Origin of the sequence: Mycobacterium sp. UNC410CL29Cvi84, from assembly GCF_000686745.1 — a bacterium.
In the GTDB taxonomy this organism is placed as follows: Bacteria; Actinomycetota; Actinomycetes; order Mycobacteriales; family Mycobacteriaceae; genus Mycobacterium; species Mycobacterium mucogenicum_B.
This window is the reverse complement of sequence record NZ_JMLM01000017.1, coordinates 1-18,081: the sequence shown is the minus strand read 5'-3', so window position 1 is coordinate 18,081 and position 18,081 is coordinate 1. Positions and strand designations below refer to the sequence as shown.

Here is an 18,081-nt window from a genome sequence, read left to right as displayed (position 1 = left end):
ACTAGCGGCGGCGGGCCCTGTTGTACCCGGCCAGGACCAGCACCCCCGCCGCCACGATGCCGACCATGTTGACGGCCAACTGTCCCGCCGAGGCCAGGGCCACATCCCAGTCGCGCGTGGTGGCCGCGACCACCGACATCCCGGCCGCGGGGACCGTCGTCACCGAGATGAAGACCCCAACCAGCGCAGCCGATTTCGATGTCACCAGGGACAGCATCCCGGCGGCACCGGCCAGCAGTGCCACCACGAATGAGAACGGCCCGACCTGGAAGATGAAGTCGACGTTCTGCAGTTCGTGGATGCTGCGCAACGCCACCCAGCCCAGTGCCTCGAAGGCGAGCGTGGCCACCGCTGTGACGAGCATCGCCGCCGGGAAGCCGACGAGCAGGGCCAGCGCCGCGCGCTTCGCCAGATAGCCCTTGCGCCGCACCACCGCCACCGCCAGTGCGGCCAGCGGCCCGAACTCGGGGCCGACGACCATGGCGCCGACGACGGTGATCGCCGAATCGGTCAGCACGCCGACGGCGGCCAGCAGACACGCGATGCACAGGAACGCCATGTAGGAGATGCCGAGGCTGCTCTGCTCGCGGGTGCGCAGCACCAGTTCGTCCCAGACCACCGCGTCTTCGCCGTCACCGTCGATCTCGTCCTCGGCGCGGTAGGCGGCCGTCGACAGCACGGTGTCGAGCACCTCCATCGTGATGGCGCCGTCCTGGTCGATGCCGAGCGCCCGCAGCCCGCGGATCAGTCCGTCGGCGGCGTCGCGGGCGATGTCGGCGGTGATCACGTCGCCGCGCGGATCGATCGCCGCGCCCGGGTGGGCCACCACGTTGGCGATGCCGCCGTGGTGCCGGTAGAGCTCGAGTACCGAATCGGCGAGTTCCGGCGGGGTGATCACGCGTAGATGCAGCACGGCCGAAGATTACCGACCGCGGCGGCGCGCCAGCTTCATCCCGAGCTCGTCCGGCGGAACCTCGTGTCCCTCCGCACACCGGATCTCGACGGTGGCGTCGGCGCCGCAGCCCAGGTGGGTCAGCCGCAGGCCGGTGTCGCCCAGGTGTTTCCGGCCCCATTCGAACATCGCCCACACCACCGGCATGAAGTCCGTGCCCGCCTGCGTCAGCACGTACTCGTCGCGGCTGCGCTGCCCCGGCTCCTGGTACGGCTGTTTGGTCAGCAGGCCGGCCTCCACCAGTTCGGCGAGCCGCGCCGACGTGGCCGCCTTGGTGATGCCGACCCGTCTGGCGAAGTCGTCGAAACGCGTTGTGCCGTAGTAGGCCTCACGCATGAGCAGCATGGCCGATTTGGTGCCGACCAACGACATCGTCTTCTCGATGGCGCACTGGCCGACCGCCGACCAGTTGTCGCGTTCGGCGAGCACACCCTGTAGCGCTGTCATGCGGATCACTCTACCGCTGGGTTGCTCTTGCCATACCCAGGTGTTAGATCTGGGTATAGGAAGCAGTACTCAGCGTGGAGTTACAGGAGGATTCTCATGTCGGGATACACAGACCGCGATGCCGTGATCGTCGCGGCGGTACGCACGCCGGTCGGCAAGGGCAAGGCGAACGGCGCGCTGCACGACGTCCTTCCCGCCGACCTGCTCGCCCACAGCCTGCGGTCCGTGGTGGAACGCACGGGCGTCGACCCGGTCCTGGTGGACGACGTCATCGCCGGCGCCGTCACGCAAGCCGGTGATCAAGCAGCAAATGTGGCCCGAAACGCCTTGCTGGGCGCCGGTTTTCCCGAGAGCGTGCCCGGCACCACCGTCGACCGCCAGTGCGGCAGTTCGCAGCAGGCCATCTCGTTCGCCGCGCAGGGTGTGCTGGCCGGGTCGTACGACGCGGTGATCGCAGCGGGCGTCGAGTCGATGTCCCGCGTGCCGATGGGCGCCGCCGTCCTGCCGGGCAGCAACCCGTTCGGGGTGGGCCTGGCCGAACGCTATCCCGACGGCCTTGTCCCCCAGGGCATCAGCGCCGAACTGATCGCGGCGCGCTGGAACTTCTCCCGCACCCAGCTCGACGAGTTCTCCGCGGCCAGCCACGAGAAGGCGGCCCGCGCCGCCAAGGACGGGCTGTTCGACAACGAACTCGTGCCGGTGGCCGGCCTGGCCGCCGACGAGATCATCCGGCCGGGCACCTCTGTCGAGACCCTGTCCGGGCTGAAGCCCGCGTTCTACAGCGACGCCTACGCCGCGCGCTTCCCCCAAATCCGTTGGGAGATCACGCCCGGCAACTCGTCGCCGCTGTCCGACGGCAGCGCGGCGGTCATGATCACCAGTGGCGCCTTCGCCCGCAGCCACGGGCTCACGCCGCTGGCCCGCATCCACACCATGACCGCGGTCGGATCGGATCCGCTGTACATGCTGACCGGTGTCATCCCGGCGACCGAGAAGGTGCTGGCCCGGTCCGGCCTGTCGCTGTCCGACATCGACCTGTTCGAGGTGAACGAGGCGTTCGCGCCCGTCGTACTGGCCTGGGCGGCCGACACCGGAGCCGACCTCGCCAAGACCAACGTCAACGGCGGCGCCATCGCCATCGGCCACCCGCTCGGTGCCAGCGGCGCCCGCATCATGAGCACGCTGGTCAATGCACTCGACCAGCGCGGCGGACGCTACGGCCTGCAGGTGATGTGCGAAGGCGGCGGCATGGCGAACGCCACCATCATCGAGCGGCTGTAAGACCTCCTGAATGACGCAGCCCCGGCAGTCCGTCCCCCTGTCCTGCCGGGGCTGCGGCCACGCTCAGGCGCGTACGAGCTCGAACAGCGGGATGACGCGCGACGTCTTCGCCTGGTAGTCCGCGAAGACGGGGGCCACGGCCGTGATGAGCGGATACGTGGCCTCGCGCTCATCATCGGGCAGTTCGCGGGCGACGACGTCGTAAGCGTCCGTCCCGATCTCGATATGAGCATTCGGGTTGGCCCGCAGGTTGTGCACCCAGTCCGGGTGGGTGGGGGCGCCGGCCTTCGAGCCGACGATGAGGATCTTGCCGTCGACCGGCAGGTACGCCAGCGGCGACATGCGCGGCTGACCCGACTTGGCGCCCGTGGTGTGCAACAGCAGCAGATTGCCACCCTCGAACTGGCCTCCGACCTTGCCGCCGTTGGCGCGGAACTCGTCGACGATCGCGGCGTTGAAGGCATGGAAGGACGCGGCATCCGTGAATTCGGTCATGCCTGACCCAACCTCGCGAACCGGCCCAAATGTTCCCGTCGCGGCGCGATACTTGCGTGGGAATTGACGGAGGTGCCAATGACGTCCGAAGTCGACGCCGTCGTAGTCGGGGCCGGGTTCGCCGGCCTGTACCTGATCCACAAATTGCGCGAGCGCGGCTTCTCGGTGAGCGTCTTCGAAGCGGCCGACGACATCGGCGGCACCTGGTACTGGAACCGCTACCCTGGCGCGCGCGTCGACATCCCCAGCCTCGACTACATGTTCAGCTTCGACCCGGACTGGCACCGCGACTGGCAATGGTCGGAGAAGTACGCAACCCAGCCGGAAATCCTGCGGTACCTGAACCACGTCGCCGGCAAGTTCGATCTGCGCCGCGACATCACGTTCGGTACCCGGGTCACCAGCGCGCACTGGGCCGACGGCACGTGGCGCGTGCGCACCGACCGGGGCGACGACGTCGTGTGCCGTCATCTGGTGCTGGCCACCGGCTGCCTGTCGATCCCCAAGGAGCCCGACATCAAGGGCATCGAAACCTTCACGGGTGAGACGTTTTACACCAACCGCTGGCCGCACGAACCCGTCGACTTCACCGGCAAGCGCGTCGGGGTGATCGGTACGGGGTCGTCGGGCATCCAGTCGATTCCGCTGATCGCCGCGCAGGCCGCGCAGCTGACTGTCTTCCAGCGCACACCGTGTTTTTCGATCCCGGCGCACAACGGGCCGGTGTCGGCGGAGAAGCAGGCCGCGCTGGCCGACGAGCCCGCGTACCGGGCGGCGGCGCGGGCGTCGTTCGGCGGGGTGCCGCAGGAGCGCACGCTGATTCCGACGTTCGCGGTGCCCGAGGCCTATCGCCAGCAGCGATACGAACGCGCCTGGCAGATCGGCGAGCTCCTCGAAACGCTCAACATGTTCTCGGACCTGATGAGCAACCCGGCCGCCAACGCGTCGTTCGCCGATTTCGTCCGCGACAAAATCCGCAGCGCGGTCCATGATCCCCAGATCGCGGAACTGTTGTGTCCCAACGATTATCCGGTCGGCGCGAAACGGCTGTGCCTCGACACCGACTACTACGCCACGTTCAACCAGCCGCACGTACGGCTGGTCGACCTCCGAACGCAGCCATTGGTCGGCGTCACCGAAAGCGGCGTCGAGACCGTGGGCGAATCGTTCGACTTCGACGCGCTGGTGTTCGCGACCGGATTCGACGCCATCACCGGTGCGGTGACGGCCATCGACATCGTCGGGCGCGACGGACTCACACTGAAAACCAAATGGGCGCAAGGCCCGTCGACCTATCTCGGTCTCACCACCACCGGGTTCCCGAACCTGTTCCTGATCACCGGACCGGGCAGTCCGTCGGTGCTGTCCAACATGGCGGTGTCCATCGAGCAGCACGTCGAACTCGTCGCCGAGACGGTGGCATATCTGCGTGAACACGGCTTCGACACCATCGAACCGACGCCGACCGCCGAAGCCGGCTGGATGCAGCACGTCGCCGACGCCGGCGCCATCACCATGTTCCCGCAAGCCAATTCGTGGTACGTCGGCGCCAACATCCCCGGCAAGACCCGGGTCTTCATGCCCTACGCCGCGGGTGTCGACTTCTACGCCGCCGCCTGCGCCGACGTCGTCGGACGGGACTACCTCGGGTTCGAGCTGACCGGGCCGGCAGGTTCGCAGTGTCATGACGGTGTGGTACGGCGGCTGCAACCCGACGTTCAGATGGTGCTGGACATGGTGGCGGCGATGAATCCGCCTCCACTGGAATCACTTCCGGTCGACGTGGCACGCGCCGCCATGGTCGAGGCGAATGCCGCCCGGCCGCCGGGCCCGGACGTCGGTGAGATTGTCGACGGCCGATTCCCGGGTGCGCAGGCGAACTCGACTTCCGGCTGTACCGGCCCGCGACGCCGCGGCCGCACCCGGTGGTCGTCTACTTCCACGGCGGCGGCTGGGTACTGGGTGACGCGACATCCGACGACCCGCTGTGCCGCGACCTTTGCGTGCGGGCCGATGCGCTCGTCTTGTCGATGAACTACCGGCACGCCCCGGAACACCCGTTCCCTGCGGCCATCGATGACGGCATCGCCGCGCTGCGGTGGGCGGCCGCCAATGCCGCAGCCCTCGGCGGGCTCCCCGACCGGCTCGCGGTGGCCGGGTGGAGCGCCGGCGGGAACATCGCCGCGGCCGTGTGCCAATGGGCGCGCGACCACGGCGGCCCACACCTCAGCGGCCAGCTCCTGCTGACGCCGGTGACCGACGCGCAGCCGTACCCGTCGTACGAGGAGAACGCCGATGGCTACGGGCTCACCACACCGCTCATGCAGTGGTTCGCCGAGCTGTACGACGGTCCCGCCGACGATCCGCGGCGGTCACCGTTGTGCGGCAACCTGGCCGGCCTACCACCGGCGATGGTGGTGACCTGCGAGTTCGACCCGCTGCGCGACGAAGGCAACGCCTACGCCGCCGCGCTGGCCGCGGCCGGCGTGCCCACCGAGCACGTCCAGGCCCGCGGCCACACGCACCTGTCGACGACGATGGTCGACCTCGTCGTGTCCGGCGCGCCGATCCGGGCGCAGATGGCCGAAGCCTTACGCGCTTTTCTCAGGCTTGAAGTCGATCCCTGACTCCTTGCGCTGCTGCGCGGTGATGGGCGCCGGGGCGTCGGTCAGCGGGTCGACGCCGCCGCCCGACTTCGGGAACGCGATGACGTCGCGGATGGAGTCAACCCCGGCCAGCAGCGCGGTGATGCGGTCCCAGCCGAAGGCCAGGCCGCCGTGGGGCGGCGCGCCAAAGGTGAAGGCATCCAACAGGAATCCGAACTTGTCCTGCGCCTCGGCCTCGTCGATGCCCATCATCGCGAACACCCGCTCCTGGACATCGCGACGGTGGATACGGATCGAGCCGCCGCCGATCTCGTTGCCGTTGCACACGATGTCGTAGGCGTCGGCCATGGCCGCGCCGGGATCGGTGTCGAAGGTCGCGATCGAGTCGGGCTGCGGCGCGGTGAACGCGTGGTGCACCGCGGTCCAGGCACCCGAACCGACGGCGACGTCACCCGATGCGGTGGCGGCGTCGGCGGACTCGAACAGCGGCCAGTCGACCACCCAGGTGAACGCCCACGCGTTCGGATCGATCAGATCGAGGCGCTTGGCGATCTCGATGCGCGTCGCGCCCAGCAGGGCGCGGGCACCCTTGGCCGGGCCGGCCGCGAAGAAGATGCAGTCCCCCACCTTCGCTCCGACGTGCTCGGCCAGACCGGCCCGCTCGGCGTCGGTGAGGTTCTTGGCCACCGGGCCACCCAGCTCGCCGTCCTCGCCGACGAGCACGTAGGCCAGGCCCTTGTGGCCGCGCTGCTTGGCGAACTCCTGCCAGCCGTCCAGCGTGCGTCGCGGCTGCGACGCCCCGCCCGGCATGACGACCGCACCCACGTACGGCGCCTGGAACACCCGGAACGGGGTGTCCTTGAAGTAGTCGGTGCACTCGACGAGCTCGACGGCGAAGCGCAGGTCCGGCTTGTCCGAACCGAAGCGGCGCATGGCCTCCTCGTAGCTGATGCGCGGCAGCGGCAGCGGCAGGTCGACGCCGATCAGCTTCCACAGCGCCGCCACCACCTCTTCGGCCACGCCGATCACGTCGTCGGCGTTGACGAAGCTCATCTCGAGGTCCAGCTGGGTGAACTCGGGCTGGCGGTCGGCGCGGAAATCCTCATCGCGGTAGCAACGGGCGATCTGGTAGTACCGCTCCATGCCCGCCACCATGAGCAGCTGCTTGAACAGCTGCGGGCTCTGCGGCAGTGCATAGAACGAACCCGGCTGCAGACGCGCGGGGATCACGAAGTCGCGGGCGCCCTCGGGGGTCGACCGGGTCATGGTCGGCGTCTCGATCTCGACGAAGTCGTGCTTGTCGAGCACGGCACGGGCCGCGGCATTGACCTTGGAGCGCAACCGGATTGCGTTGCCCGGGCCTTCGCGGCGCAGGTCCAGATAGCGGTACTTCAGGCGCGCTTCCTCGCCCGGGGTCTCGTCGAGCTGGAACGGCAGCGGCGCGCTCTCGGAGAGCACCTCGAGCGTCGTCGCGTTGACCTCGATGTCACCGGTGGCGATGTCCTTGTTGGCGTTGCCTTCCGGCCGCACCTCGACGATGCCCGTGACCAGGACGCAGAACTCGGCGCGCAGCCGGTGGGCCTGCTCCAGAACGGCGGCGTCGCGGAACACCACCTGGGAGACCCCGGAGGCGTCACGCAGGTCGATGAAGATGACGCCGCCGTGGTCGCGCCGGCGCGCCACCCATCCGGCGAGGGTCACCGTCTGACCGGCATCGGTGGACCGCAACGAACCGGCGGCGTGGCTGCGCAACACGAAAATCTCCTCTGACGTCTGAATCGACCGCTAAGTCTAGAGGGGAGCCTCGACCGGTATTTTGGCGACAGTGAGCTTCGCCCTCGTGGGACCAGGCGCTATCGGATCGACCATCGCCGCGCTGCTGTACGCGGCGGGCCGCGACATCGTGTTGTGCGGCCGAACTGCGCGTGCACAGATCGAGGTGCGGCTGGACGGCAGCGCGCCCATCGTCGTACCCGGCCCGGTGCGCACCGATCCAGACACCGTCACCGGACCGGTCGACGTGGTGCTGCTGGCGGTCAAGGACACCCAGTACGCCGCCTCCGCCGAGTGGCTGGCCCGCTTGTGCGGTCCGGACACCGTGGTCTGCGCGCTGCAGAACGGTGTCGAACAAACCGACCGGCTGCGGCCCTACTGCCCCGAATCCACCGTCGTACCTGCGGCGATCTGGATCGCCGCCGAGACCCGGCCCGAGGGCTGGGTGCAGGTGCTGAGCGCCCCTCGACTGGTGCTGCCCGATGACGCGGCCGCGGCCCGCCTGGCGGCCGATCTGGAGGGCAGCGGGATCGCCGTCGAGCTGGACGCGGACTTCCTCAGCGCGGCGTGGCGCAAGCTGCTGGTCAATGCCGTGGTGGGGTTCATGGTGCTGTCCGGCCGGCGTTCCGGCATGTTCCGGCGCGACGATGTCGCCGCCCTGGCCCGCAGGTACCTGACCGAGTGCCTCGCGGTCGCCCGAGCCGACGGCGCGACGCTGCCCGACGGTGTCGTCGACGAGATCGCCGACATGCTCAAACAAGCGCCCACGGACATGGCGACCTCGATGCTGATCGACCGGGAGGCCCGCCGTCCGCTCGAGTGGGACATCCGCAACGGCGTCATCCAGCGCAAGGGTGCCGCGCACGGCATCCCCACCCCGATCAGTGACGTACTGGTGCCGCTGCTCGCCGCGGCCAGTGACGGACCGGGTTAGCGCTCACCGAAAACCAGCGCGACCAGCTGGTCGCGGCTGTTGACGCCGACGCGCTGACACGCCCGGAAGATGTGCCCTTCCACCGAGCGACGGGACATCCCGAGCCGCTCGGCGATGGCGGTGTTGCTCAGCCCCTTGGCCGCCAACCCGACGATCTCGCGTTGCCGGGCGGTGATCGCCGGCGGGGTGGCCGCGGCCCGTAGGGCCGGGGTGTCGGCGCCGCCGCACTCGGCCGCCAGCCGCGCGGCGGTGCTCGCCGCGCCGAGTCCCGATCCACGTAGTCCCGCCTGCTGATAGACGGCAGCGGCCTGCGCGGCCGCATCGGCGGCCGCCACCCGGTCACCGAAGTACTCGTAGAGCTTGGCCGCCGCCACCAGGCCGTCGCCGTCGGCCGCGGCCAGCGCGACGGCGTGCGCCGCGGCGGCGGCCGCACGCGGTCCCCGTACCGTCAGCGCGAGCTCGGCGAGCCGGGATGCGGTGGTGCGGTCGCCGAATTGCGTCGCCGTCTGCAGCAGCATGACCTCCCAGCCCAGCCGGCCGAGCTGACGCTCGCGCGCCGCGGCCGTGCGGGCTATCGAAATGGCTTCGGACACAGCACCTTCGGCGGCGCACACCCACGCGCGGGCCAGGGTGCGGTCAGGATCACGGGCACAGGCGTCCGGGTCGGCCCGCCACCACGGCGTGGCGGTGAATTCGCGGCGCGCGTCCTCGGCACGGCCCGACATGGCGTCGGCACTGACGAGCCACAGCCGAGCTAGCATCTTGCGCATGCTGCCGCCGTCCCGCGCGCTGAAATCGGCGAGCGATTCCAGGCACAGCCGGTGCGCGTCGGCCAGCGCGCCCCGGCTGATGGCCGACAGTCCCGCAACGAAGGCGTGCCACGATTCGGCGACCTGCCACGAGCCCTCGATAGGGACGTCGACGGTGTCGCGGCGGATGCGCGCGATGGTCATGTCGGCCTGGTCAAGAGTGCCGGCCAGCCGATGCATGTGCAGGTGCAGAAATGCCAGCGGTAGCCGCAGGTGCGACACCTCGGGACTGGTGTCGGCCAGCCGGTAGCCGGCCTCCGCGACAGCCTCAACCTCGTCGATGCGGCCCAGCTCCCCCAGACTGCTCACCAGCGCCCACGTCGAGAGCATCCGCGCGACGGGTTCGGCGGCCGCATCGTCGACCACTCTGCGCGCCTGCTCGATGGCCGCAGCGGACCGGCCGCGCGCCACGTCGATCGACGCACGTAACGCCAGTGCCGTCGCCGCGACCGTGGCATCGCCGGGCGGTATCTCGCTGTCGAGTTCGGCTTCGGCGCGGGCCGTGTGGCCGAGGATCACCGCGAAGTTCAGGGCGCGCAGCAGGGCCACCTGCACCCGCAGCGGGCCCGAGGTGTCGGCGGCGAGCCGGGCGAAGATGACCTCGGCCTCCTCGCCACGCTCCTGCCAGATCAACGCCAGCGACAGCGCGATGTCGGCTTCCACGCCGCCACCTGCCGCCACCGCGCGCTCGGCCAGTGACTCCGCGAGCCGCATGTCGGTCAGCTGGATCGCCGCCGATGTGGCCGCGTTCAGGATCGCCGGGTCGGGGGCGCGATCGGAGTTCAGCGTCAGCACCGCGCGGCGGACCAGATCACGCGGATCGGTGGCGGGACGCGCCATCAGCGCCGCGGCGATCCGCCCGTGCAGGCGACGCATCCGCAGCGAGTCGGTGCGGCGCACTTCACCGAGCATCGGATGGGCCAGCCGCACCGAGGCAGGCGTCGTGCTGCTGTCGATGCGGATCAACCCGAGCGCTTCGGTCTCGGTGATGGCATCGGCATCCGTGACCGCTGTCAGGGTCTCGATGTCGAGTGGTTCGGTCACGGCGAGGGCGTCGAGCACATGGCGCGCCGCGGCCGGGATCTGGCCGATCCGGGTGGTGAGCAGTTCGGCGAGCGTGGGTGTCAGCCGCGGCTGGCCCTGCCACATCCACACCCCGGATTGCTGCGTCAACCGGCCGGCGCTGACCTCGGTGTCCAGCAGGTGGCGCAGATACAGGACGTTGCCCTGCGTGTACTGCCACAGCTGTTGCACACACCGCGAATGCACCGGACCACCCAGGATGCGCTCGACCAGTTTCGCGATGGCCGTCGCGGAAAGTGGTTGCAACTCAATGCGTTCCAGTACATCGTCTTTCCAGATCGCGGTGATGGCATCGGGAGCCGGTTCACCCGATCGCAGCGTCAGCACCACGGTGGCCAGCTTCCGCGAGACGAGTTGATGCACGGCGAAAGCCGACAGATCGTCGAGGAGGTGCGCGTCGTCGACACCGACGACCACCGCACCCGACGGCGCGGTGCCGATCACCCCGTCGATCACCTCACGGACCCGCCGCAACGGATCAGGGCCGAAGTCACTGGCGATGTCGGCGAACGCACCCAGCGGGATGCTGCGGGCCGACGCGGTGCCGGCAATCCACCGCGAGCGCCCCGGTGGCCGGCAGGCCGTGACGACTTCGCGCGCAAGGCGGGTCTTGCCGACGCCCGCGGCGCCCGACAAGACGATGCCGCGGGCCCGGTCCGGGCGCCTGATCGCGGTCTCGATAGCCCGCAGTTCCTCGGCTCGTCCGTGCAGGGGCCATTCGTGGATCACTGACGGATCACCTCCGGCGGGCCCAGTCCCAGCAAACTCACATCATTTGCACCAGATGCTGCCAGGTTCGCCGAGGGCAAACAATAGCTGCGCTAGATGATTGGGGTAGGGCCTTACCCCAGTCCCGTGCGGTCGGCCGCCTTACTTTTCAATCACCGGCGCAATTGCCGGCGGTGGGCGGAGGCGGAAGGGGCGAACCATGGGTCATGCCAACCACATCGGGCGAATCGGGGCGCTGGCGGTGGCATTGGGCATAGGACTGGTCGTCGCGCCCGGAGTGGCCTCGGCCAAACCGGCTCCGTCTTCGCCGACATCGGACGGCCCGGGCACCACCGCGCCCACCGCTCCCGGCCAGAACATGGCCGTCGCCACCAACGGCGTAACGCGGGTGCAGAAGGGCGACGCCATCGCGATTTCCGACGGCAAGGGATCGAAAGCCATCGCCCGCGGTGTGGACGCTACAGCGGTCGCATCGAACGGCTCCACCGCGATCGCACGCGGCGACGGCGCCACCGCCCTCGCCAACGTCCGCGCATGCGAAACCTGCCTGGCCGGCGGAGGAAACAAGGTCACCGCCAGCGGCACCGGAGCCACCGCCACCGCAAGCGGAACGGGGAACCGCGTCCTCGCCTCCGGCGCCGGCAGTACGGCCACCGCCACCGGTGTTGACAACACGGTCACGGCCTCCGGTTCCGGAAGCGAGGCCACCGTCAGCGGGTCCGACAACACCGTGCGCGCCTCCGGTATCGACAGCGAGGCGACCGTCACCGGCTCCCGCAACACCGTCGACGCCACGGGTCTGGACAGCACCGTCTCATTGATCGGATCCGACAACACCGTGGCCGCGACCGGGGCCCGCAATGTCGTCGTCGTGCGGGGTTCGGACAACGACGTCACCAGCAGCGGCAGTACGAACACCGGCACCGTCACCGTGCGAGTCACCGGCGACCACAACGACGTATCCACCGACGGCGTCGACAGTGGCGCCTCGGTCAGCGGCGACAGTAACGATGTGGCGACGGTTGGCCCCCACAGCTCTGCCTACGTGGTCGGCGACAGCAACACGGCAACCGCCGTCGGCGACCACACCACCGCCTGGGTCGAGGGAGATCACAGCACGGCCGAGGCACTCGGCAACTACAGCAGCGCACAGGTCTACGGCGACGGGAGCTCCGCCCAGGCCGGCTTGACATCGACAGATTTCGGAAACAACGTTCAGGTGAACGGGAACAACAGTGCGGCAGAGGCCGGATACGGTTCGTACAACGATGTCGACATACTCGGCAATGACAGCACCGCCGTGGCTGTCGGCACCTCCAACACGGTCAGTGCTCAAGGTCCAGACAGCCACGCCGTCGCCATCGGTTCCGGCCACGATGTCGAGTCCGGGCCGGGCGAAACCGTCGTCAATCCCTAACGCAGCAGCCGCCGCACCTCGTCGTCGCTGACCTGATCAAAATCGCGGTAGGACTCCCCCACAGCCGCAAAGGGCGTCGGCATGTCGGCGCACACCACGTCGTCCGCGATTCCCATGAGCTGGCGGCACGCCGCTTCCGTACCGACGGGCACCGCGACCACCAGGGTCCGCGGCCCGCTCTCCCGCAGCACTTCGGCGGCGACGCGCATGCTGGCGCCGGTGGCCATGCCGTCGTCGGCGAGGATCACGGTGCGCCCCTTGACGTTCGGCGGTGGCCGACCCTGGCGGTAATCGGTTTCCCGCCGTTGCAACTCACGGCCCTCGGCTTCCGCGACCTCGCACAGGGTCTGCTGCGAAATCTTTAGTGGCCCAACGACATCCTGATTGACGACGACGTGACCGCCGCCACCGATCGCGCCCATCGCGTACTCCTCGTGGCCGGGGACACCCAGCTTGCGGATGATCAGCGCGTCCAGCGGCGCGTCGAGTGCACGGGCAATTTCGCGGGCGACAGGGACGCCGCCGCGAGCCAGGCCGAGCACGACGACATCGCGCCTGCCGCGGTACGCCGTCAGCAGACCGGCCACTACGCGCCCCGCTTCTGCACGATCACGAAAGACGCGCCTCGAATCATGGTTTCGCGTACCTCCGATCCTATTCCCATCAGCGCTTTTCAGTGGTAATCCGTAATTGACAGGGCCATACAAAAAACCGTTCGAGGAGGCAGAAGTGAAGGTCACCGGAACAGCTGTTGCGGTTTTCTCGGTCATCGGCATCGCCAGTGCGCCGATCGCGTCGGCCGGCTATCCACTCGTCGGCAAGCTCGGCAGCGCCATGACGATGACGGACAGCGTCGGTCAGGTCCAGCTGAGCTGGCAGGTCTCCGATCTCAAGCCCAGCTCTGATGTGATGCCGGGCTACCGGGTCGCGGGAAAGCTCTGGGAGGCCACCGCCACCGTTCGCGCGCTGAGCGGCCCGGTGACACCTGGCATTTCGCAGTTCAACGCCGTCGCGCCGAACCAGGCGGCCTACCGCGTGCTGTGGATGGTCGCGAGCCCGATCAACATCAGCGGCGCGACCATTCCGCAAGGCGGCCAATCGACCGGAAAGATCCACTTCGACGTCACCGGCCCCGCTCCCACGACGGTGACGATGAACAACGGAATGGAAGACCTGATGGTCTGGACTCCGTGAATCAGTAGACACCCTGTTCTAGGGTGTCTACTCATGAAGACCTACCAGTGCGAGCCCGTAGGCGTCGACTTCATCGACAGCGCACCGTTCCGCTTCGTCAGCAAAGTCGATCTGGCGATCAAGCCGGAGCAGTTGTTCGAGGTCTTCTCGGATGAGACGTCCTGGCCGCGCTGGGCGACGCTGATCACCAACGTGGAGTGGACCAGCCCGAAGCCGTACGGCGTGGGCACCACCCGCACGGTGACCATGCGCGGCCACATCGTCGGCGACGAGGAGTTCATCGCCTGGGAGCCGTTCTCCTACATGGCATTCCGATTCAACACCAGTACCTCGAACATGCTGTCGGCGTTCGCCGAGGGCTACACCGTCGAGGAGACCGCCGATGGTTGTCACCTGACGTGGGTGATGGCGATGAAGCCCAAGGGCCTCGCCGGTGAGCTGGGCATGCGGGCGGGCCGCCCCATGATGGCGTGGCTGTTCCAGCGGTTCCTGCACAACCTGCGCCGCTACACGGACGAGCGCTACGGCGCGTAGAGCCCTTCCCAGACCTCGCGGCGCGCCTGGTCCGGGTCGTCGATGGTCTCGTCGCGCATCGAGCCGATGACCCGCGTGGCCCGGCGGTCGGTGTCGTAGGTCGGCCAATTCGCCAGTGCCGCCGTCGCGAAATCCAGCCAGGTGCGCTGCATGCGCCGGCCGACCGACGGCTGTACCTGACGCCCGAGCGGATGCAGCATCCGGCCGAGGTACGAGCCGTAGCTGTGCTGGATGTGCACGATCTCACTGCCGTGCGTCGCGCCGAGCCCCAGCACTTTCAGGGTCCAGGTGGTGTGGTCGAACCGGTAGGCGTGCGTCGGCGCGTGCCCGCTGTAGGCGTCCGCGAACGCCCATGTCGGGGCGCCGAACATGACGTCGGAGCCGATCGCGATCAGCGCCCGGCGCCGCGGGTAGCTCGGATAGGCCTGCAGCACAGCATCTTTGGCGTCCGGCGCGACGCGCGCGAAGTAGTCGTCGACCATGGGCACCGTGGTGGGCAGCATCGGTGGTCGGCCCCAGGCGAACATCGATGCCTCACGGCTGTTGGTACCCACGATCAGCGGGACCTTGGCCACGGCCCCGGCCCGGGCGGCGAGCACCGGATGCGCGGGCAGCAGGTCGACGCCGTAGGTCAGTCCGTAGGCCAGCTTGGGACTGTTGGCCGCGCTCTCCCCCTGCAGTTGGCCGGCGGCGCGGCGCAGCTGGCGCTGCGGCAGCGCGGCGATCTCGTCGACGGGGACGTCCAACCGGCGGACGAACTCGTGCGCCTGGCGGGCCCGGGTCTCGCGGTCGGCGATGAGCGGCAGCGCCGGGCTCTGCGCGATGGCCCGGCCGAACAGCCCGTCGGCGGCGGGGCTGGCCAGCAGCGCCAGCACCGATGTGGCACCCGCGGATTCGCCGAAGACGGTGACCTGGTCGGGGTCGCCGCCGAACGCAGCGATGTTGTCGCGCACCCATTGCAGGGCCGCGATCTGGTCGCGCAGACACAGGTTGTCGTCGAATCCGGGGCCCAGATCGCCGAGTTCGAAGCCGCCGAAGACGCCGAGCCGATAGGTGACGTTGACGACCACCACGTTGCCGTTGGCCGCCAGCCGGGAGCCGTTATAGAGCTGCAGCTGGCCGGCCCCGAACACGAACGCGCCGCCGGGAATCCACACCATCACCGGCAGTGTGCCTGTCACGTCGGGTGACCAGACCGTCACTGTCAGGCAGGCCTCGTCACGCATCTTGGGGTCGTCACGCCCGCCGCCGACGAACGACTTGCCCTGCGGCGGGATGGGTCCGTGATCGATGGCGTCACGAATGCCAGACCACGGGATCAGTGGTTGCGGGGCGCGGAACCGCAACGGCCCGACGGGCTGTTCGGCGTAGCCGACACCCCGCCAGACGTACACACTGCCTTCCGTGGTGCCCCTGAGGGCGCCGGCGCGGGTGTGAACGATGGTCGAACGGTCGATGGTTTCGGGCTGGACGGCCACACCGCAAATCCTAGTGTGGAAAGCTGGCATCCAGTCGTATTCGAGGCCCGGACGGAGCGGTGATGTCCTTCAACGAAGGTATGCAGATCGACACGAGCAACACGTCGACCAGCGGGGGCGGTGGCTTCGGCGGCCGGGGTCTCGCGATCGGCGGCGGGATGGGTGGCTTGGTGATCGTGGTCGTCGCCATGTTCCTCGGCGTGGATCCCAGTTCGATTCTCGGTCACCAGAGCCAGGCGCCCCAGTCCAGCCAGGGATCGAGCGCCTACGACCTGAGCAAGTGCAAGACCGGCGCGGACGCCAACAAGTACCTGGAGTGCCGCATCGTGGCCACCGGCAACTCCGTGGACGGCGTGTGGTCGCAGCTGCTGAAGGGCTACACGCCGCCGAAGATCCGGCTGTTCCGTGGGCAGGTCAACACCGCGTGCGGCCCGGCCGACACCTCTGTGGGCCCCTTCTACTGCCCCGGCGACAAGGTCGCCTACTTCGACACCAGCTTCTTCCAGACCCTGGTCGACGAATTCGGTTCCAGCGGTGGACCTTTGGCACAGGAATACGTGGTGGCCCACGAGTACGGCCACCATGTGCAGAACCTGCTCGGCGACATCGGCAAGGCGCAACGCGGGCCGAAGGGCGCCGAGGGCAACAGCGTGCGCACCGAGCTGCAGGCCGACTGCTACGCCGGCGTGTGGGCGCACTACGCGTCGACGGTCAAGCAGAAGAGCACCGGCGTGCCGTTCCTGCAGCCGTTGAGCGACAAGGACATTGCCGACGCGCTGTCGGCGGCCTCGTCGGTCGGTGACGATCACATCCAGAAGCAGGCCACCGGACGTGTCAACCCGGAGTCGTGGACGCACGGCTCGTCGGCCGAACGGCAGAAGTGGTTCACCACCGGTTACCAGACCGGTGACCCCAAGCAGTGCGACACGTACAACGCACAGAATCTGGGCTAGGCCGCAGGGTTGATCCGCGCGATGTGGACATCGCGGGTGAAGATGCGCAAGCCGTCCGGTGTCGGTGGCGCCGTTGAGGTGTACACCGCGCCCGATGGCGTGGTCAGCGCGATGGTGTGCCGGCCGTACCGGTCATAACTCGCCGCCGCCTGCCAACCCGGTTCTTCCTTGACGTAATTGCAGTGCTCGCACAACCCATCGCCGTTGTGCGCGCTCGTCGGCCCACGCTTGGCATGGGGTGTGACGTGGTCGGTGTGCCGAATCCGCGCATTGCAGTACGGGGTCCGGCACACCTGGTCCCGCAAGCCGATGAACGTCGCGAGCGCCTTCGGGAACGCCCGCGCCCTCGACTCCATCGCCACCAGCTTGTTGGTGTCGGGCTGGGCGTAGAGGCGCCGCAACGCCGCCCCCACCGTCGCATCGGCCGCCGCGGCCAGCACCAGATCCCGGGCCAGCACCGCCGGAATCGGCCCATAGCCGTCCAACTGCGCGGGCTGCTCACCCCCGGTCAGCAGCGTCTCATCCGACATCACCAGGTTCAGTGTCACCGGCACCGATGTCGTGACCGGATCACGACCCGTGACCCGCCCCACCACCACATCGGCCATCACCTGCGCACGGCTGCGCTCTGAGCCCGCCGCCACCTCCGACGCCGCCTCACGAGCCAGCGTCTGGCGCACCAACTGACCTTGGGCCGCCGGCATCAGCACCGTCATCGACATCATGCCGTCAGCGGCCACCCGGAACCGCACATGCCGCGAGGCCCGTGCCCGCGTCATCTTCTCCAGGACGGTCTGCTGATCCAACTCATAGGCGATCCGCGCGGCCTCCGCCGACACCTCGGCGTTCCCCAGCCCCGCCAACGGCGCCGGGTCCCCGCACAGCTCGACATCCAGAAGCCGGCGATCCAACGCCGACAGGTACGCCGCTTCCTTGGTGATCAGTTCGGCCCGATGCTCCGACAGCACCCCGGATTCCAACGCCGCCAGCGCGCACGGCATGTCCGCGGTCAGAATGCGGGCCATCGCCATCAACCGCTCACCCCGATGCGGAGACTCCCGCCGAGCCAGCCCCACCTCCGAGCCCAACGCGGCCCGCGAGACCCGCGGCCCACCCGCTCTCGCGGCGGCGACCCGCCGCGCCTCCAACGCGGCCGCCAACCGGGCCTGCTCCGCCGCCGCGGCAGCCTTGACCTGCTCGAGCTCGGTCATGCGACCCAACAACGCCGCCTCATCAGCGTCGGGGGCCAGCATCAGGCTTTCGCTCATACGTTCGAATGTACACCGCACCCCCGACAAGTGCTGTGATGTATCAGGACATCGGTGACAGTTCTGCATCAGCACATCGGTGACAGTTGGTGTATCAGGACATCGGTAACGTTTCCTCTGGTTTGGGG

The 18,081-nt window shown here is 68.8% G+C and carries 15 protein-coding genes and 1 pseudogene; 8 read left to right on the top strand and 8 right to left on the bottom strand.

What is annotated here, in order from left to right; translation table 11 throughout:
• Position 1: 1 nt before the first annotated feature.
• Positions 2-913, bottom strand: coding sequence for a DUF389 domain-containing protein (locus BR47_RS0122100; protein WP_020101687.1), 912 nt, complete (start codon positions 911-913; stop codon positions 2-4).
• A 9-nt stretch (positions 914-922) separates the two neighbouring features.
• Positions 923-1,399 carry a winged helix-turn-helix transcriptional regulator gene (locus BR47_RS0122095; protein ID WP_029105280.1) on the bottom strand — a complete coding sequence of 159 codons (477 nt, stop codon included), beginning with the start codon at positions 1,397-1,399 and terminating at the stop codon, positions 923-925.
• Between the two features lie 96 nt (positions 1,400-1,495).
• Between BR47_RS0122095 and BR47_RS0122090 the strand changes: the two genes are divergently transcribed.
• Positions 1,496-2,680 carry a thiolase family protein gene (locus tag BR47_RS0122090; RefSeq protein ID WP_020101689.1) on the top strand — a complete coding sequence of 395 codons (1,185 nt, stop codon included), beginning with the start codon at positions 1,496-1,498 and terminating at the stop codon, positions 2,678-2,680.
• Between the two features lie 63 nt (positions 2,681-2,743).
• Here BR47_RS0122090 and BR47_RS0122085 read toward each other — a convergent pair whose 3' ends face one another.
• Entirely contained in the window at positions 2,744-3,175 is a 432-nt protein-coding gene (locus BR47_RS0122085) for a nitroreductase family deazaflavin-dependent oxidoreductase (RefSeq protein ID WP_020101690.1), read from the bottom strand.
• A gap of 78 nt (positions 3,176-3,253) precedes the next feature.
• Between BR47_RS0122085 and BR47_RS31155 the strand changes: the two genes are divergently transcribed.
• Together BR47_RS31155 and BR47_RS33855 are read left to right on the top strand one after the other, a co-directional pair.
• A complete protein-coding gene (locus BR47_RS31155; protein ID WP_231506756.1) occupies positions 3,254-5,209 on the top strand; it encodes a flavin-containing monooxygenase in 1,956 nt (651 codons plus the stop codon).
• Positions 5,101-5,802: an alpha/beta hydrolase gene (locus BR47_RS33855; RefSeq protein WP_231506755.1), complete on the top strand. Its 702-nt coding sequence runs from the start codon at positions 5,101-5,103 to the stop codon at positions 5,800-5,802. The genes BR47_RS31155 and BR47_RS33855 overlap by 109 nt, the downstream gene beginning before the upstream one ends.
• Here the strand turns inward: BR47_RS33855 and aspS are convergent.
• The gene (aspS, locus tag BR47_RS0122075; RefSeq protein WP_177127399.1) at positions 5,767-7,542 is read right to left on the bottom strand and encodes an aspartate--tRNA ligase; all 1,776 of its coding nucleotides are present in this window, start codon (positions 7,540-7,542) and stop codon (positions 5,767-5,769) included. The two genes, BR47_RS33855 and aspS, sit on opposite strands and share 36 nt — an antisense overlap.
• 64 nt (positions 7,543-7,606) lie before the next feature.
• Here aspS and BR47_RS0122070 point away from each other — a divergent pair, with 64 nt between their 5' ends.
• Positions 7,607-8,488, top strand: a complete 882-nt coding sequence (locus BR47_RS0122070) for an oxidoreductase (protein ID WP_029120793.1) — start codon at positions 7,607-7,609, stop codon at positions 8,486-8,488.
• Here BR47_RS0122070 and BR47_RS0122065 read toward each other — a convergent pair.
• Positions 8,485-11,109, bottom strand: a complete 2,625-nt coding sequence (locus BR47_RS0122065; protein ID WP_020101694.1) for a LuxR C-terminal-related transcriptional regulator — start codon at positions 11,107-11,109, stop codon at positions 8,485-8,487. The two genes, BR47_RS0122070 and BR47_RS0122065, sit on opposite strands and share 4 nt — an antisense overlap.
• Positions 11,110-11,308: 199 nt before the next feature.
• Between BR47_RS0122065 and BR47_RS0122060 the strand changes: the two genes are divergently transcribed.
• Positions 11,309-12,526 (top strand): DUF3060 domain-containing protein, encoded by a 1,218-nt coding sequence (locus BR47_RS0122060; protein WP_029120792.1) that lies wholly within the window; start codon positions 11,309-11,311, stop codon positions 12,524-12,526.
• A 2-nt stretch (positions 12,527-12,528) separates the two neighbouring features.
• Here the strand turns inward: BR47_RS0122060 and BR47_RS0122055 are convergent.
• A pseudogene (locus BR47_RS0122055) lies at positions 12,529-13,179 on the bottom strand (phosphoribosyltransferase); the annotation flags it as partial.
• A gap of 76 nt (positions 13,180-13,255) precedes the next feature.
• On the opposite strand from BR47_RS0122055, the gene BR47_RS0122050 reads away from it, so the two are divergent.
• Complete coding sequence (locus BR47_RS0122050; protein ID WP_020101697.1) at positions 13,256-13,720, top strand: MPT63 family protein; 465 nt, start codon at positions 13,256-13,258, stop codon at positions 13,718-13,720.
• 33 nt (positions 13,721-13,753) lie between these two features.
• A complete protein-coding gene (locus BR47_RS0122045) occupies positions 13,754-14,254 on the top strand; it encodes an SRPBCC family protein (RefSeq protein ID WP_029120790.1) in 501 nt (166 codons plus the stop codon).
• Here the strand turns inward: BR47_RS0122045 and BR47_RS0122040 are convergent.
• On the bottom strand, positions 14,242-15,762 hold the full coding sequence (locus tag BR47_RS0122040) for a carboxylesterase/lipase family protein (protein ID WP_051634942.1): 1,521 nt from the start codon (positions 15,760-15,762) through the stop codon (positions 14,242-14,244). The two genes, BR47_RS0122045 and BR47_RS0122040, sit on opposite strands and share 13 nt — an antisense overlap.
• A gap of 32 nt (positions 15,763-15,794) precedes the next feature.
• Here BR47_RS0122040 and ypfJ point away from each other — a divergent pair, with 32 nt between their 5' ends.
• The gene (gene ypfJ / locus BR47_RS0122035) at positions 15,795-16,685 is read left to right on the top strand and encodes a KPN_02809 family neutral zinc metallopeptidase (RefSeq protein ID WP_020101700.1); all 891 of its coding nucleotides are present in this window, start codon (positions 15,795-15,797) and stop codon (positions 16,683-16,685) included.
• On the opposite strand, the gene BR47_RS0122030 is transcribed toward ypfJ, so the two are convergent.
• Positions 16,682-17,953, bottom strand: coding sequence for an HNH endonuclease (locus BR47_RS0122030; RefSeq protein WP_029120788.1), 1,272 nt, complete (start codon positions 17,951-17,953; stop codon positions 16,682-16,684). The two genes, ypfJ and BR47_RS0122030, sit on opposite strands and share 4 nt — an antisense overlap.
• Between the last annotated feature and the right edge of the window lie 128 nt (positions 17,954-18,081).

Coding starts and splice junctions, on each gene's coding strand:
- BR47_RS0122095 (WP_029105280.1), bottom strand. CDS start 1,399: ATGACAGCGCTACAGGGTGTGCTCGCCGAACGCGACAACTGGTCGGCG.
- BR47_RS0122090 (WP_020101689.1), top strand. CDS start 1,496: ATGTCGGGATACACAGACCGCGATGCCGTGATCGTCGCGGCGGTACGC.
- BR47_RS0122085 (WP_020101690.1), bottom strand. CDS start 3,175: ATGACCGAATTCACGGATGCCGCGTCCTTCCATGCCTTCAACGCCGCG.
- BR47_RS31155 (WP_231506756.1), top strand. CDS start 3,254: ATGACGTCCGAAGTCGACGCCGTCGTAGTCGGGGCCGGGTTCGCCGGC.
- BR47_RS0122060 (WP_029120792.1), top strand. CDS start 11,309: ATGGGTCATGCCAACCACATCGGGCGAATCGGGGCGCTGGCGGTGGCA.
- BR47_RS0122045 (WP_029120790.1), top strand. CDS start 13,754: ATGAAGACCTACCAGTGCGAGCCCGTAGGCGTCGACTTCATCGACAGC.
- BR47_RS0122040 (WP_051634942.1), bottom strand. CDS start 15,762: ATGCCAGCTTTCCACACTAGGATTTGCGGTGTGGCCGTCCAGCCCGAA.
- ypfJ (WP_020101700.1), top strand. CDS start 15,795: ATGTCCTTCAACGAAGGTATGCAGATCGACACGAGCAACACGTCGACC.
- BR47_RS0122030 (WP_029120788.1), bottom strand. CDS start 17,953: ATGAGCGAAAGCCTGATGCTGGCCCCCGACGCTGATGAGGCGGCGTTG.